The following is a 13,554-nucleotide window of genomic DNA, read 5'->3' as shown; positions in this document are numbered from 1 at the left end:
ATGTTGGCGCGAAAACCGAGTACACTCTCCGACGCAGAACTTGATTATTTCAGCGAAATGTATAATTCCTTTGATCACAAGATTCGACAGTTTGCTGATGAAATAACAGAAGAGCTACCATCGGAGACAGCTTCATCCCAAGTTGCCGCTATCGCGTTTTCACCCAACGATGCATTACCGAAACGAGAGGCCCGTCCGACCAGACGGATTGCATATCTGGCGGAACAATTGTATCTTGCACAGGAGGACAATGATGACCACCTTGCCCCACTTCTTAAGTTCACGATACTAATGCAAGAGTACTACGATATAACAGATGACATCATTGATGGCGATGTCGCTGCCGGTAGCGAAGCTAATGTATTTCTGACGCTTCAATATCTGATGCCTGCACTAACAAAATACCTCACACGGATAGGAGTAAACACTACAGCCTATTGGTCCGAACAGGCAATCCAGATGGTGGACTGTTTCAGAGACGAACTGGTCAGCGAACCGAGTCCAGAGGTGTACCTTGACCTACTTGAAAAACAGGCACTGCTATATAGCACCGTCACCGGCCTTTGCGGTCTCATCTCCGGTGGTGACGCGGCTTTAGTCAACAGGTATGAGACTATCGGGAACCTGTACTTCAAACACGAACAATTGCTTCTAGATGGCTATCAATTCGGAGAAGAGTCATATCCCTGGAATGCCTGGGAGTTGTTGCCTGAGGAGGAAGCAATGACCCTCTTCAAAGAACTAAGGACGGAGCTTAATACAGCCCTAGATATTCTCCCTGCATCACGTCGCAAGCGTGTCAGACCTCTTATCTCGATTGACGTATCGACGTGGGCAAAACAACAACTCGCGGACTAGTGCTTTTCACTTAGGCGTCGGTTGCTCAAACAACTTCTCACCACTTTTTGAACAGCTGACGACGATTACTTCGTGGGTACTACAGCAGGACTCAACTGTTTCTTCTGCGATACTGACGGGATTATTGGAAGTCGGACAGGTGTCTAAGAAGAGACGTAACGAACGGACAACGTAACCACGCAGAGCCGTGTCGAACCCAGACCACTGATCAGAACGGTCCGCAAGTACCGCTGCACTAGCGGTGTCAGCTAGCAGCGCGGCTTCTGATGGCCACTTCCCAATATGCTCATCCTCAAATACCAGCACACGGGTGTCGTTATGTTCAACTATTTCCGCTTGCTGATCTACAGCAAGCCGTTCAAGCATCAAATTAGTCAGATTGTCGCATTCTTGTAGGGATGTCATCTCGCTTTGCCACTCCTGGCTAAACTCTTCCGTTAAACAGTAGTCATCCCGGTTTGCGCATTGTTTAGTGGCACCGACTTGGTTTAGGTACTCTTCGATATCAAAGTTGTTCAGTTGCTCTGCTTGATCATCGCTTGTACTGATGGTTATTTCATCTTGTTTGAGATCTTTTCCAAACAGTCGCAGAATAGTACTTGGCATATATTGTTTGGTTAGTGTTGGTGTCCCTGGAATCAGATAACCACGAAAATATATCAGAACGGCGGAAGCGAGGAGCACCCCCACACCGACAGATGGTGCAATGATTCCAATAATTCCACTAATTATGAGGGCTATAGTTCCATTGACAACCGTACATGGCATACATCGGTTCGATCCTGTGTACTCTGACTGCTTGAGCCGTACCATCGGTATTGAGTATATGTCCCTTCAGAAATTAATACTTTCCGAACATAACATCTGGTTGTAATCTATTGTAGCTTCAATTCTGAATTTGTAACTTGCTCCAAGCGATGTCAGTGGTGAACCGCCAGTCGATAGATCAAGTAGTTGCACTTCGTCGTTTCTACCACGCAGCGACCTCCGCTCGGAGGGTCGCTGCGTGATAGATCCGACGGTCGAGACACTACCGCTTGAGGACGCTAATCCCGATTTCAGCTATGTTCAGCCAACTTCCTCTCTCACTCTTAGTAATTTAGCGGAACACGTCGACGGCGATGCAATCTACGAAACCGTGGATCGGTACCCCAGTGAGGTTCAGTGGTTGGAGAAAGCCGTAGGTACGAGCGGCCAGCTCCAAACTGCCATCGCGGGCGCGCTCGTCCTCGGCGGTCGGGTCGGCATCGCCGACTGGACTCGGACGGGCTGTGGCACTGACGGACCGCCCCTGTCGGAACGGTACGCGGCCGCGGACGCGGTCAAATCTCTGAACGGACGCTGGTATCGTGGTCCTGCGGGTACCGGCAAGAGACGTTCGTGCTAAAGAGCGTGCTGTCGGCGTAGACGCGACCGAGAGGTGCAGTCACCGCAGCTTGGACTGTGCTTGCGGCACTACACTCGCCACACTGTGGTGCCGAGGTGCGTGACAGCCAGTCTCAAAAGTCCGGGAGGTCGTCCGCACCGACCTCCTCAGCTTCCCAATCAATGTACTCGTCGGCCAGCACCTCACAGACGACCTGTCCGAACTCAGTCAATCCGGCGTTGATGCCTGAAACGGTGCCCCAGGAGTCGATGTCCGGATGGAGTTCCCGCTCGCGCCAGTCCTCGGGCAAGCCCGGAGCGTGGTAACCCACACGGCCCGCAAACGAGTCCCAGAAGAAATCGAACTCCTCGATGAGTCCCAGGTCGGTGACGATTGCCCACTGGTCGGCATCGAGCGACGCGTCCGCAGCCCACTCTTCGAAAGCGTCCGCCCACGCGCCGTCGTCGAGGGCCTGGGCGAGCTCCTCGCGCCGGTATTCGTCGCCCTGTACGTCCGCGTCGTCGTACTCCTCGGCAGCGACGCCGGTAGATAGTTCCGGTCGCGCCGGCGTCTCGACATCGAGTGTCATAGTCGTGGTATGCGGCGGAGCCGAATAAAGCTCATACTGTTGACTGTGCCTTCGTCCCGGTATTCAGTGCTCCGAGGCGACAATATGCCCCGCGTGATTACAACCGATAGTATCAGCGCTTTGCTTCCCCGTTCAGGGCGCGCTGTCGCAGTTGTTCACCGCGGTCGGTTTCGGCCGTCACATCGGGAACAGGAACCGGGTTCCTGTCCTCGTCGACCGCGACGTACACCGAGTACGACTCTGCTGTCGACTCGGTCTCGCCGGTTCTGAGGTTTTCTCGGGCAACTCTGAGCCGAACTTTGACACTCGTTTCGCCAGTGTCGTAGACGAACGCCTCGATAAGCGCTGTGTCACCGACAGGTATCGGCCGCTTGAAATTCACCTGGTCCATCCGCGCGGTGACACAGGTCTCGCCGGCAAAGCGCATCGCCGACATCGCCCCGAGCTCGTCCATCCATTTCAGTACGTTCCCTCCGTGAGTCGAACCCAGGTGGTTCGAGTGGTTGGGCTGGACCATCCAGCGGTTCTCGATATAGGTATCCAATACCGTTGGCATGGCGCGAGGTTGGCCAGCACCCCGGTTGAGTCTGTCGAACGGGACTCGAAAACGTACCTATGCCGAAACGTACTGCGCTTCCCACTCTTTCCGGGCGTCGAGTTCGCGCTGGCCGCGCTTGGTCAGCGTGTAAAAGTTCGTTCGGCGGTCGCGTTCGCCCTTCTCGATAAGCGCCTTTTCGACGAGCGTGTCAAGGTTCGGATACAGTCGGCCGTGGTTGACTTCGCTCTCGTAGTAGTTTTCGAGTTCTTCCTTGATCGCTAACCCGTGGGGCTCGTCAAGGCCTGCAATGACGTACAGCAGGTCCCGCTGGAATCCAGTCAGGTCATACATCGTATATCCGATACAGTTTGACCCTGTACATATCAGTCTTTTGAATTAGCAAATCTATTGCGTATTTACAAACCCCGACACCGTCCAGTAGTTACCACGGCATCTGTGGCTGTATTAACACGAGAGTCGGTAATAGCTTCGCCGCGTAACGGGAACATACAATGCCGCAAACATGATTTCGACCGCCGTTTCTCGGCAGTCACCCGGACCCGACAAGGGTAAAGGAAACGAATGTGTAACGCGGGTGATGACCGAACACGCGGAGTCGGCGGCAGACGAGTTCCCGGACCCGTCAGGAGCGGGACGCGTCGATGTCGTCGGAACCGCCCACGTCTCCGAGCACAGCGTCAAGGAAGTGGAATCAGCGATCGAAGAATCCGAGCCCGATATCGTCGCCGTCGAACTCGACGAGGGCCGGTATCGCCAGATCAAGGGTGAAACGCCTGACGATCTCGATGCGAGCGATCTTCTTCGCGGGAACACCGTCTTTCAGTTCCTCGCGTACTGGATGCTGTCGTACATCCAGACCAGACTGGGCGACCGGTTCGACATCGAGCCGGGTGCGGACATGAAGGCGGGTATCGACACCGCCGAACGGCTCGGTCTGGGCGTCGCACTCGTCGACCGAGACATTCAGACGACCGTCCAGCGGTTCTGGGCGCGGCTGACGGCCGTCGAGAAACTCAAGCTCGTCGGCAGCCTCGCAGCCGAGATGGGGCCGCCGTTGACCGTCGGGCTGACCATCGGTGCCGTCTTCGGCGGGCTGTTTGCGGTCGTCGCCGGGGCCTTCGGTGGCCCGTTCATCGTTCCGAGCGGTGCCCTTTCGGTTTTGCCGGGTGGTCTTGGCGGGACGGCCGAGGGCCTGCTCGACACGCTGTTGCTCATCTGTGTCGTCGCGGCCGGCATCGGGATTCCCATCGCCGCCCTGTTGGTCCGGTTCCGCGGTGAGGCCGACGTCGAGGAGTTCGACATGGAGAAACTGACCGACACTGATGTCGTCAGCGCGATGATGGAGGAGTTCCGTCAGTTCTCCCCCGGCGGCGCGGAGGCGCTCATCGACGAACGCGACGCGTTCATCGCCCATCGGCTCATCGCCCTCCGTGAGGCCGGTTATCACGTCCTCGCCGTTGTCGGAGCCGGCCACCGCGAGGGGATTCAGGGCTATCTCGACGACCCGGAGACGCTCCCACCGATGGAGTCGCTCACTGGAACCGAAGGCGGTCGTCGCTTTTCACTGTACAAGCTCGTCGGCTACGGCTTCGGCGTCGTCTTCCTCGTCTTCTTCGGCCTGCTCATCCTCGGTGGCGCGAGCCAGGCGGTGCTGCTAGAGCTGTTCGTCGCGCTGGTCGCCGTCAACGCCGTACTGGCCGGCGGACTGGCGAAGGTGGCCGGCGCACACTGGTCGAGTGCGGCCGCCGCCGGCGCGTTCGGCTGGCTGACGAGCCTGTTTCCGCTGCTTGCCGCCGGCTGGTTCGCGGGCTACGTCGAACTGCGATACATCTCCGTCAACATCAGCGATATCGCGACGCTCAACGAGATACTCAACGACCAGGAGTCGCCGGTAATGGACCTCGTCAGCCAGATGCGCGACGTGCCGCTGTTCCGGCTGATCCTCGTCGTCGCGCTGACGAACGTCGGCAGCGCAATCGCCTCATACGTCGTCTTCCCGGTGTTGATCCCGTATATCTCGTCGGACATCGGCGGGATGCAGGGCGTCTCGCGCCTGCTCTGGCAGGGCGTCCGCGAAGGGACGCAGATTCTCGTGGGGGTCCTCTGATGGCGGGTCGCCGACAGCGAACCGCTGGAGGCCGGACCGTCGGCGGCCTCAGTTTCAGCCAGCGCGAACTCCGGGACCTCCTCGTCGCCTGGCTCGCGCTCGGACTGGCGTTTACGTTCTTCCTCGAACGGGAGTTCCGCCGCATCGTCTTCGGCCAGTTCGGCGGGCTGTCGACGGCCGAAATCGCCAGCACGTTCGCCGTCAGTCTGCTGACCGTCGGCGTCGGCTTCCTGTTGCACGAACTGGCCCACAAGGTCGTCGCCGTCCGCTTCGGTCAGATCGCCGCGTTCAAGGCCGACTACCGGATGCTCGGGTTCGCAGTCCTGGGCGGCCTCGTCGGCTTCCTGTTCGCCGCGCCGGGCGCGGTCGTTCATCGTGGCCGTCTCACGGCGAAGCAACACGGCCTCATCGCCGTCGCCGGACCGGTAACGAACCTCGCGCTCGCCGTCGTGTTCCTCGTGCCGTTCGTCGCGGCGCTCCTGTCGAGTACGGGCGGCTTCCTCTGGGAGGTCGCGCGGATGGGCCTGCAGATCAATCTCCTGCTCGCCGGCTTCAACATGCTGCCGTTCGGTCCGCTCGACGGCCGAACGGTCCGGGAATGGAGCACACCGGTGTTTCTCGCCGTGGCGGTTCCGTCGATTCTGCTCGGAGTCGGCGCGCTGTTCGTTCTCTGAGCGGGCGCAACGCTCCGCCGGAACGACGCTCTTTTGCCCGCGCCACGCACGCTCTCGGGTATGACCGACGGTGAACCCGAGACCGACGACACGGACGAGGAAGACGCGGATGGGCTGACCTACGCGGAGACGGGCGTGGATATCGACGCCAGCGAGGCGGCAACGAAGGCGCTTATCGGCGCGGCCGGCGAGTTCGAGGGCGACTACGCGGGGCTCGTCGACATCGGCGACCAGTACCTCGCGCTCGCGACGGACGGGGTCGGCACCAAGCTCCTCGTCGCCGAGGCCGTCGACGACTACTCGACTATCGGTATCGACTGCATCGCGATGAACGCCAACGACCTCATCGCGACCGGCGTCGAGCCGGTGGCGTTCGTCGACTACCTCGCAGTCGAGACGCCGGACGAGGAGACGAGCGAGGACATCGGCGCGGGGCTCCGGACGGGGGCCGAGCGGGCCGGCGTGGCGCTCGTGGGCGGCGAAACTGCCGTGATGCCGGACGTCATCAAGGGGCTGGACATCGCCGGCACCTGCGCCGGACTGGCACCGAAAGACGCCGTCTTCCCCGGCGAGGCCGAACCCGGCGACGCCATCGTCGGCTGGCCGTCCTCCGGCATCCACTCCAACGGCCTCACGCTCGCACGCGAGGCGGTCACGCAGGACCACGAGTACACCGACCCGTTCCCGCCGAACCCCGACAGAACCATCGCCGAGGAACTGTTGACGCCGACACGGATTTACAGTGAGGTACTGGAGCCGCTCCGAGCCAACGAGACGCACGCGGCCGCCCACGTCACTGGCGGCGGCTGGACGAACCTCACGCGGATGGGGAGTCACCGGTACGAGATCACGGACCCCTTCGAGGCCCAGCCCGTCTTCGAGTTCGTTCAGGCGGAAGGCGAGGTAACCGACGAAGAGATGCACCGGACGTTCAATATGGGTACTGGGTTCGTCGCCGCAGTCCCCGAAGCTGACGCCGACGAGATCGTCGAGAAAAGCGAGGACGCTCGCGTGATTGGGACGGTAGCTGACGGAGACGAGGCGGTCGCGATTCACGGGCTCGAACTCACCGACTGAGCGGTTCGAAGAGCTGACAGAAACCGATCAGGCGGACAAGATGTCTTTGCCGGCGGTCTCCTCCGCGATCCGTATCTGGAGTGCCTGCCGGATGTGGTATCTGGCCGCTTCGCTTTCAGCGTTCTCGAGGGCCTTTTCGAGTTCGGCATACAGTGGGTCGCTGGGATTGGGCATGTCGATACGTCTCTCATTGGTGAGAATAGACATATACCCCTGACACCGTTTTCGGTTTTAAGCCCCTCCTACGGGCATTACGGAGTCACTATCGCGGTTCGCGCATCTGAGAATCGGAGTTAGCTGACCGTACGCGCGATGTCCGCTTCGGTTATGACACCGATAGTTTCCCCGCCTTCGACGACCATCACGGCGGCATTGTGGTTCAGGTAAGCATCGACTTCGTCGATGGGTGCGTCGGGCTCGACGGTCGCGATAGATTCGTTCATCACTTCAGCCACCGGAAGGTCGCCGACGTTCTCTTCGGGCCGCTGGCGGATGTCGGAGTTCCCGATGAGTCCCTGCGGTGCCCCGTCCCGGATGACGGGGACCTGCGAGTATCCTTTCTCGTCCATCAGGTCTTTCGTCTGGTGAACGGAATCGTCGGGCGCGACGCCAACGACGGGAGAGTTCATCAGGTCGCGGGCCTTGATGATGCCGCCCTCGGCCTCTTCCAGTGCAGTCACGATCCGGCGGAGTGTCGACAGCCGCGGGTCCACGTCACCGCCTTCGATACGAGCGATAAGGGGCTGAGAGACGTCAGCCCGCTCCGCCAGTTCGCTCTGGGTCAGCCCGAGTTCGTTGCGGCGCTCCCGCAGGTCCTGTGGCGTCGGTAAGTCCATATCCGCTAATTACCAGAGGTAATATAAAAAGCCCACGGCTACTGCGGCGGGCGAATCAAGTGGAGCGCCGATTATGCTTCGGCTTCGGCTTCGTCCTCGTCGGCTTCGGTCTCGAAGACCTCGACGACTTTCAGCGGGACATCCCGGAGTGCGCCACCGATCTCGCTCTTGGCGATCCGCTGGGCGTGTTCGGGGGATTCGGCGTTGAACACGTCCATTTCGAGCACCAGTCCGACAAGCGCCGTGTCGGCCGCGATAAACGCCGAGTCGAACGGTTCGCCACAGGCCGGGCAGCCGGTCGCGCCGACCTCGACCTCGACGTAGTCCATCTCGGCCTCGTTGAGCCGCTTCCCCGCTTCACTCACTGCGACACCGATAGCGTCGTCGATGTCGTCTACGTCACGAACCAGCCAGGCTGCTTCCATCGCCACGAGGTAGTTCATACACTAGCTCTCGTGGCCCGACTATTCGATAGTTTTGATTCGCTTCTGTTGCGCACGTCACCATTACTATCTCTATAACTTATGCGAACCAGCCCTCTGACTCACGTTCCCATTATGTCTGATCGGGGAGTCGTTCGGGTAGTCGTCCGTTTTCTCAGGCATTTCAGCAAACCGCAAGACAGCGGGCCAGTAGTTCTTCACAATCGATAGTCCGTAACTGAAATCCGGCGACAAGACTTATATACCAGACTCACTCTGGAACGACCGAGGAAGATGGTAGCTCGACTGTACACCGCAACGCTGTTCGCACTGTATCAACTCACCCTGCTGCTGGGCATCATGCTGCTGCCGGTGGCGATGCTCACGGAGCAGTTCGGTCTCCGACTGCCGATGGACCGGGCCGTGTCGGGACTCAACGAGGCCTACGACCAGGCGAGCGCGTAACGCGGGCAGCCGATAGCCGCCTGGCCGGACGGTGGCGGTCAGGCCCCACTAGGAAAAGAGGTTTTATCAGCGCCCGACTAGTATCGCACAGTAATGCGAGATATGACTCCGGGGCCGGAGCTTTCTGGACCCCAGGCTGCTGACGAGTTCCAGAGCGACCCGTACGCGCCCGAAGTCGGCGAGCTCCCCGAACAGTCCGCACAGGATTCGGAGAAGGTGAACAAGACCGGGACGACCACCATCGGCATCAGCACGTCCGAGGGCGTCGTCATCGCGACTGACATGCGCGCCTCGCTCGGTGGTCGCTTCGTCTCGAACAAGAACGTCCAGAAGGTCGAGCAGATTCACCCCACTGCGGCGCTGACACTCGTCGGCAGCGTCGGCGGCGCACAGTCGTTCATCCGGACGCTCCGCGCCGAGGTCAACCTCTATGAAGCACGACGCGGCGAGGACATCAGCATGAAGGCCCTCTCGACGCTGGCCGGCAACTTCGCCCGGGGCGGCCCCTTCTTCGCCATCAACCCTATCCTCGGTGGCGTCGACGACGACGGCCACCACGTCTACTCCATCGACCCGGCCGGCGGCGTCATGAAGGACGACTACACCGTCACCGGCTCCGGGCTCACCGTCGCGTACGGGACCCTCGAAGACCGCTACGAGGAAGACATGACCAACGAAGAGGCCAAGGAAGTCGCTGCCGCCTCGATTAACGCCGCCGCCGAGCGTGACACCGGGTCCGGCAACGGCATCTTCTTGGCTGATGTCACGAGCGAGGGTGTCGACATCAACGGCTACGACTTCGACGAACTGCTGTAGCAACAAGCGTTACACGGGCTGTTTCCCGGATATCGGACCCGTTTTTTATGCCGAGACTGGCTTCCGTAAGAGCGCGCTCGAACCCCTGGTACGGGCAACTGTGGCCCGAGGTACCGCCGTCTGAAAAGAGCGTGTGCATATCTCGAATCAAGCGACCTTGATTCGACAGGCATACGTAACATGCCTGAATTGTGTTCTCCAATGATATATTCCGATATCGTCGTTCAGATGGCGTCTCGTTTCGGATTCCGGAAAACTCTCGATTACGCTTACGGCAGCTATCGGTCTCTCTCTTACCGCCTCGCCGGGGACACGTACGCGGTCACGGTCGGTGATGTCAGCACAGAGTTTCTGATACCAACCTACAACGAGTTTACTGACCTCTGGAAAATAGACGAACGGCCGGTACTCGCCGATCTACTGGGGGAACTCCGGCCCGACGACGTGTTCTACGATATCGGGGCCAATATCGGCCTGTACGCCTGTCTGGCATCGCAGGTGACCGACAACCCGGTCATCGCGTTCGAACCACATCCCGACAACGCCGAGCGTTTGCGACAGAACATGCAGCACAACCGCGCCGATATCTCCCTGTTCGAACACGCGCTGGTTGATGAAGACGGTAAGGCCGAACTCTCCATTACGCTCGAAAAAGTCGGTTCAGCCGGGCACTCGCTGGTGACGACAGCCAAAGAGCACGGGACAATCACAATTAGCAAGCGACACGGCGACGAGTTCATCGCCGACAACCAACTGCCGGCACCAACTGCCATCAAAGTCGACGTCGAAGGGACGGAGGGCGCTGTGCTCAATGGTCTCTCGGCGACACTCAACCAGCCGTCGTGTCGCCTCGTCTACTGTGAGGTCCACGAAGACCGGCTTCAGGCCAGCGGCCACTCCGTGGCTGGTATCCGGAGCCAGCTGGAGGGACATGGCTTTGCTGTGACTGAACGGGTCGTCCGCGACGGCAAGGGCGACACATTCCTCATCGGGAAGAAGTGAGGTCCGAACGAGAGAATTATACGGTCGGCTTCCGCATCGCCGGTATGAAACTGTTCGGGACCGCGGGCATCCGCGGTGATGTCGTATCGAAGGTGACGCCGGACCTTGCACTGCGAGTTGGACAGGCGACTGGGCAGGACGGCGAGACGTTCGTGCTGGGGTACGACGGTCGTGTGACCTCGCCAGCGCTCGCTGATGCGATGGCCGCGGGACTGCAAAGCGCCGGCGCGCGAGTCGTCAGAGTCGGCCGCGTGCCGACGCCGGCACTGGCGTATGCCTCACAGGGCCGCCACGGCGTGATGATTACCGCGAGCCACAACCCGCCGACGGACAACGGCATCAAGGTGTTCGCCGACGGCACCGAGTACGGCGACGACGACGAAACGCGCATCGAAGGGCGAATCGAGGACGGTTCGACGCCGACTGCCTGGCGCGACTGGGGCGACACAGAATCGGTCGACTACCTCGACGAGTACCGAGGTGCTGTCGCCGACTACGCCGAGTCGCTCGGCGGCGACCCGTCGGGGCTGACAGTCGCCGTCGACTGCGGGAACGGCATGGCCAGCGTGGCGACGCCGCAGGTCCTCCGGGAACTGGGTGCCGACGTGCTGGCGACGGAGGCGAACGTCGACGGTACCTTCCCTGGCCGCGAGAGCAAGCCGACGCCGGAGACGCTGGCCGACTTCCGCGAGTTCGTCGCCGAATCCGACGCTGACTTCGGGTTCGGCCACGACGGCGACGCCGACCGAATCGTCGTCGTCGACGCCGACGGCGATGTCATCCACGAGGACACGATACTCGCGATGCTCGCCGAGCACTATACGCGTGCCGCTGACGTTTCGGACCCGGTGGTCGTGACGACGCCCAACGCCTCCGGGCGTATCGACGAGCGTGTCGAGGCCGCCGGCGGCCGCGTCGAGCGCATCCACCTCGGTTCGCTCCACGTCGGCATCGCCGACGTTCGTGCGAATGCGACCGACGAAACCGAAGTCGTCTTCGCCGCCGAACCCTGGAAGCATATCCACACCGCCTTCGGGGGCTGGATCGACGGCGTTGCTAGCGCAGCCGTGCTGACGCGCCTGTTCGCCGGAGAGAGTGTGGGCGACAGGCGGGCCGTCATCTCCGAGCGACCCTATGAGAAAGTAAGTGTGGAGTGCCCCGACGACGCCAAAGCCGAAACGATGGAGCGACTGGAATCCGACCTGCCGGACGCGTTCCCCGAGGCCGACGTCTCCACGGAGTACGGCGTCCGGCTCTCCTTCGACGACGGGTCGTGGACCCTCGTTCGCCCGAGCGGCACCGAGCCGTACGTCCGCGTCTACGCCGAGAGCGACGACATCGACGCGCTGGTCTCGGAAACCACACAGGCGGTCCGTGACGCTGTTGACGCTGTCAGTGCAGCCGACGCCTGAACCCGAAGCAGGCACGCCCGCCCGCTTCCGAGACCGATAGAATTTCTACACGGCCCTTCGACGCCCAGTGCATGGAGGACCTCCTCGACGCAGCGAGAGACGCCATCGACGAGGCGTACGCACCGTACTCTGAGTACACCGTCGGTGCGGCGCTCGAAACGAGCGACGGCAGCGTCTACACCGGCTGTAACATCGAGAACGCCAACTATAGCAACAGCCTGCACGCCGAAGAAGTAGCCATCGGCGCGGCTGTCAGCGACGGCCACCGGTCATTCGAACGCGTCGCCGTCACCTCTGGCAAGCGCGACGGCGTCACTCCCTGTGGGATGTGCCGACAGACGTTCAGCGAGTTCTGTGACGAGTCGTTCGAGATCATCACCGACGGCGACGAGCCGACGGTGTACGAGCTCGGGGAGCTCCTGCCGACAACAATCACCAGCGACCATCTCGACAAATGACAAGCGATAGTGAAGACCCGAACGACGACGTACAGTACCATCTGGAAGTGAGCGAGGCCGACGTGGCCGACAGCGTCCTGCTGCCGGGGAACCCGGAACGCGTCGAAAAGGTCGTCGACTACTGGGACGACCACGACATCGTCGCCGAGCACCGCGAGTACCGCACGGCAACGGGCACTCACGACGGCACGCCCATCTCTGTGACCTCGACGGGTATCGGCGGCCCGTCGGCCGCAATCGCGCTCGAAGAACTGGCCCGCGTCGGCGCTGACTCCTTTATTCGGGTTGGATCCTGTGGCGCAATTCAGGAGGAAGCCAGCATCGGCGACCTCGTCATCACGACCGGCGCAGTACGGCAGGAGGGGACCAGCAAGGAGTACGTCCGCGAGGACTATCCCGCCAGCGCCGACCATCGGATCGTTTCGGCACTCGTCGCCGCCGCCGAGGAACTCGGCTACGACTACCACCTCGGCGTCACCTGCTCGACGGATAGTTTCTACGCCGGGCAGTCACGCCCGGGGTTCGAGGACTTCGAGGCCAGCGGCAGCGACGAACGCATCGCGGCGCTTCAAGAGGCCGGCGTCCTCAACTTCGAGATGGAGGCCGCGACGATTCTCACGCTCGCGAACCTGTACGGCCTGCGGGCCGGCGCTGTCTGTACGGTGTACGCCAACCGCGTCACCGGCGAGTTCCGAACCGAAGGCGAGCGCAAGGCAGCGAAATGCGCCAGCCTCGCCGTCTCCTATCTCGCCGAGATGGACGCGGCCGTCGAGGAGGCCGACGCCGACGGGTGGCACGCCGGCCTCTCTATCGACCGCTAGTCCAAGTCTGGGCCGCGAGCGAATGCGATAGTGGTCACGGTGCGGTAGAAACAGCATACCGCGCGCCATCGGCGCGCGGTTTCACGTCTCGC

At 61.0% G+C, this 13,554-nt stretch carries 17 protein-coding genes and 1 pseudogene; 10 read left to right on the top strand and 8 right to left on the bottom strand.

Annotated features, from left to right (window positions below):
- Positions 1-858 (top strand): hypothetical protein, encoded by an 858-nt coding sequence (locus AV929_RS07630; RefSeq protein ID WP_155120738.1) that lies wholly within the window; start codon positions 1-3, stop codon positions 856-858.
- 6 nt (positions 859-864) lie between these two features.
- Here AV929_RS07630 and AV929_RS21835 read toward each other — a convergent pair whose 3' ends face one another.
- The 5 genes and pseudogenes from AV929_RS21835 to AV929_RS07615 form a co-directional block, all read right to left on the bottom strand.
- Positions 865-1,548: a hypothetical protein gene (locus AV929_RS21835; RefSeq protein WP_155120737.1), complete on the bottom strand. Its 684-nt coding sequence runs from the start codon at positions 1,546-1,548 to the stop codon at positions 865-867.
- Positions 1,549-1,957: 409 nt separating this feature from the next.
- Positions 1,958-2,062: pseudogene (locus AV929_RS21830) on the bottom strand (IS1595 family transposase); the annotation flags it as partial.
- A 295-nt stretch (positions 2,063-2,357) separates the two neighbouring features.
- Complete coding sequence (locus AV929_RS07625; RefSeq protein WP_064287908.1) at positions 2,358-2,813, bottom strand: hypothetical protein; 456 nt, start codon at positions 2,811-2,813, stop codon at positions 2,358-2,360.
- A gap of 112 nt (positions 2,814-2,925) precedes the next feature.
- Positions 2,926-3,369 carry an acyl-CoA thioesterase gene (locus AV929_RS07620; RefSeq protein WP_064287907.1) on the bottom strand — a complete coding sequence of 148 codons (444 nt, stop codon included), beginning with the start codon at positions 3,367-3,369 and terminating at the stop codon, positions 2,926-2,928.
- Between the two features lie 57 nt (positions 3,370-3,426).
- Positions 3,427-3,702 (bottom strand): PadR family transcriptional regulator, encoded by a 276-nt coding sequence (locus AV929_RS07615; protein ID WP_004515723.1) that lies wholly within the window; start codon positions 3,700-3,702, stop codon positions 3,427-3,429.
- A gap of 247 nt (positions 3,703-3,949) precedes the next feature.
- Between AV929_RS07615 and AV929_RS07610 the strand changes: the two genes are divergently transcribed.
- Genes AV929_RS07610 through purM form a run of 3 tightly spaced genes read left to right on the top strand, consistent with a single transcriptional unit; the run spans position 3,950 to position 7,230 of the window.
- Positions 3,950-5,479, top strand: a complete 1,530-nt coding sequence (locus tag AV929_RS07610; protein WP_050007622.1) for a TraB/GumN family protein — start codon at positions 3,950-3,952, stop codon at positions 5,477-5,479.
- Complete coding sequence (locus AV929_RS07605) at positions 5,479-6,153, top strand: site-2 protease family protein (RefSeq protein ID WP_014040076.1); 675 nt, start codon at positions 5,479-5,481, stop codon at positions 6,151-6,153. The genes AV929_RS07610 and AV929_RS07605 overlap by 1 nt, the downstream gene beginning before the upstream one ends.
- Positions 6,154-6,213: 60 nt before the next feature.
- Positions 6,214-7,230: a phosphoribosylformylglycinamidine cyclo-ligase gene (gene purM / locus AV929_RS07600; RefSeq protein WP_064287906.1), complete on the top strand. Its 1,017-nt coding sequence runs from the start codon at positions 6,214-6,216 to the stop codon at positions 7,228-7,230.
- A gap of 27 nt (positions 7,231-7,257) precedes the next feature.
- On the opposite strand, the gene AV929_RS07595 is transcribed toward purM, so the two are convergent.
- From AV929_RS07595 to AV929_RS07585, 3 genes are all read right to left on the bottom strand, one after another.
- On the bottom strand, positions 7,258-7,437 hold the full coding sequence (locus AV929_RS07595; RefSeq protein ID WP_014040074.1) for a hypothetical protein: 180 nt from the start codon (positions 7,435-7,437) through the stop codon (positions 7,258-7,260).
- Positions 7,438-7,523: 86 nt separating this feature from the next.
- Positions 7,524-8,066 (bottom strand): CBS domain-containing protein, encoded by a 543-nt coding sequence (locus AV929_RS07590; protein ID WP_004515718.1) that lies wholly within the window; start codon positions 8,064-8,066, stop codon positions 7,524-7,526.
- 71 nt (positions 8,067-8,137) lie between these two features.
- Positions 8,138-8,509 carry a DUF555 domain-containing protein gene (locus AV929_RS07585; RefSeq protein WP_004515717.1) on the bottom strand — a complete coding sequence of 124 codons (372 nt, stop codon included), beginning with the start codon at positions 8,507-8,509 and terminating at the stop codon, positions 8,138-8,140.
- 273 nt (positions 8,510-8,782) lie between these two features.
- Between AV929_RS07585 and AV929_RS22285 the strand changes: the two genes are divergently transcribed.
- The 6 genes from AV929_RS22285 to AV929_RS07560 all read left to right on the top strand — a co-directional run bounded on the left by AV929_RS22285 (position 8,783) and on the right by AV929_RS07560 (position 13,462).
- Positions 8,783-8,953, top strand: coding sequence for a hypothetical protein (locus AV929_RS22285; RefSeq protein ID WP_004593118.1), 171 nt, complete (start codon positions 8,783-8,785; stop codon positions 8,951-8,953).
- Positions 8,954-9,055: 102 nt separating this feature from the next.
- Positions 9,056-9,769, top strand: coding sequence for an archaeal proteasome endopeptidase complex subunit beta (psmB, locus tag AV929_RS07580; protein WP_369802651.1), 714 nt, complete (start codon positions 9,056-9,058; stop codon positions 9,767-9,769).
- A 201-nt stretch (positions 9,770-9,970) separates the two neighbouring features.
- The gene (locus tag AV929_RS07575; protein WP_064287905.1) at positions 9,971-10,771 is read left to right on the top strand and encodes an FkbM family methyltransferase; all 801 of its coding nucleotides are present in this window, start codon (positions 9,971-9,973) and stop codon (positions 10,769-10,771) included.
- A 44-nt stretch (positions 10,772-10,815) separates the two neighbouring features.
- Complete coding sequence (locus tag AV929_RS07570; protein ID WP_064287904.1) at positions 10,816-12,183, top strand: phosphopentomutase/phosphoglucosamine mutase; 1,368 nt, start codon at positions 10,816-10,818, stop codon at positions 12,181-12,183.
- A gap of 71 nt (positions 12,184-12,254) precedes the next feature.
- Positions 12,255-12,641 carry a cytidine deaminase gene (gene cdd / locus AV929_RS07565; RefSeq protein WP_004962275.1) on the top strand — a complete coding sequence of 129 codons (387 nt, stop codon included), beginning with the start codon at positions 12,255-12,257 and terminating at the stop codon, positions 12,639-12,641.
- Positions 12,638-13,462 carry a nucleoside phosphorylase gene (locus AV929_RS07560; protein WP_014040070.1) on the top strand — a complete coding sequence of 275 codons (825 nt, stop codon included), beginning with the start codon at positions 12,638-12,640 and terminating at the stop codon, positions 13,460-13,462. The genes cdd and AV929_RS07560 overlap by 4 nt, the downstream gene beginning before the upstream one ends.
- Positions 13,463-13,554: the final 92 nt, after the last annotated feature.

It is taken from the genome of Haloarcula sp. K1 (genome assembly GCF_001647155.1).
In the GTDB taxonomy this organism is placed as follows: Archaea; Halobacteriota; Halobacteria; order Halobacteriales; family Haloarculaceae; genus Haloarcula; species Haloarcula hispanica.
The sequence above is the reverse complement of the archived record's forward strand: the minus strand, read 5'-3'. Positions and strand labels throughout refer to the sequence as shown.

Coding starts and splice junctions, on each gene's coding strand:
- AV929_RS07630 (WP_155120738.1), top strand. CDS start 1: ATGTTGGCGCGAAAACCGAGTACACTCTCCGACGCAGAACTTGATTAT.
- AV929_RS07625 (WP_064287908.1), bottom strand. CDS start 2,813: ATGACACTCGATGTCGAGACGCCGGCGCGACCGGAACTATCTACCGGC.
- AV929_RS07620 (WP_064287907.1), bottom strand. CDS start 3,369: ATGCCAACGGTATTGGATACCTATATCGAGAACCGCTGGATGGTCCAG.
- AV929_RS07615 (WP_004515723.1), bottom strand. CDS start 3,702: ATGTATGACCTGACTGGATTCCAGCGGGACCTGCTGTACGTCATTGCA.
- AV929_RS07610 (WP_050007622.1), top strand. CDS start 3,950: ATGACCGAACACGCGGAGTCGGCGGCAGACGAGTTCCCGGACCCGTCA.
- AV929_RS07605 (WP_014040076.1), top strand. CDS start 5,479: ATGGCGGGTCGCCGACAGCGAACCGCTGGAGGCCGGACCGTCGGCGGC.
- purM (WP_064287906.1), top strand. CDS start 6,214: ATGACCGACGGTGAACCCGAGACCGACGACACGGACGAGGAAGACGCG.
- AV929_RS07595 (WP_014040074.1), bottom strand. CDS start 7,437: ATGTCTATTCTCACCAATGAGAGACGTATCGACATGCCCAATCCCAGC.
- AV929_RS07590 (WP_004515718.1), bottom strand. CDS start 8,066: ATGGACTTACCGACGCCACAGGACCTGCGGGAGCGCCGCAACGAACTC.
- AV929_RS07585 (WP_004515717.1), bottom strand. CDS start 8,509: ATGAACTACCTCGTGGCGATGGAAGCAGCCTGGCTGGTTCGTGACGTA.
- AV929_RS22285 (WP_004593118.1), top strand. CDS start 8,783: ATGGTAGCTCGACTGTACACCGCAACGCTGTTCGCACTGTATCAACTC.
- psmB (WP_369802651.1), top strand. CDS start 9,056: ATGACTCCGGGGCCGGAGCTTTCTGGACCCCAGGCTGCTGACGAGTTC.
- AV929_RS07575 (WP_064287905.1), top strand. CDS start 9,971: ATGATATATTCCGATATCGTCGTTCAGATGGCGTCTCGTTTCGGATTC.
- AV929_RS07570 (WP_064287904.1), top strand. CDS start 10,816: ATGAAACTGTTCGGGACCGCGGGCATCCGCGGTGATGTCGTATCGAAG.
- cdd (WP_004962275.1), top strand. CDS start 12,255: ATGGAGGACCTCCTCGACGCAGCGAGAGACGCCATCGACGAGGCGTAC.
- AV929_RS07560 (WP_014040070.1), top strand. CDS start 12,638: ATGACAAGCGATAGTGAAGACCCGAACGACGACGTACAGTACCATCTG.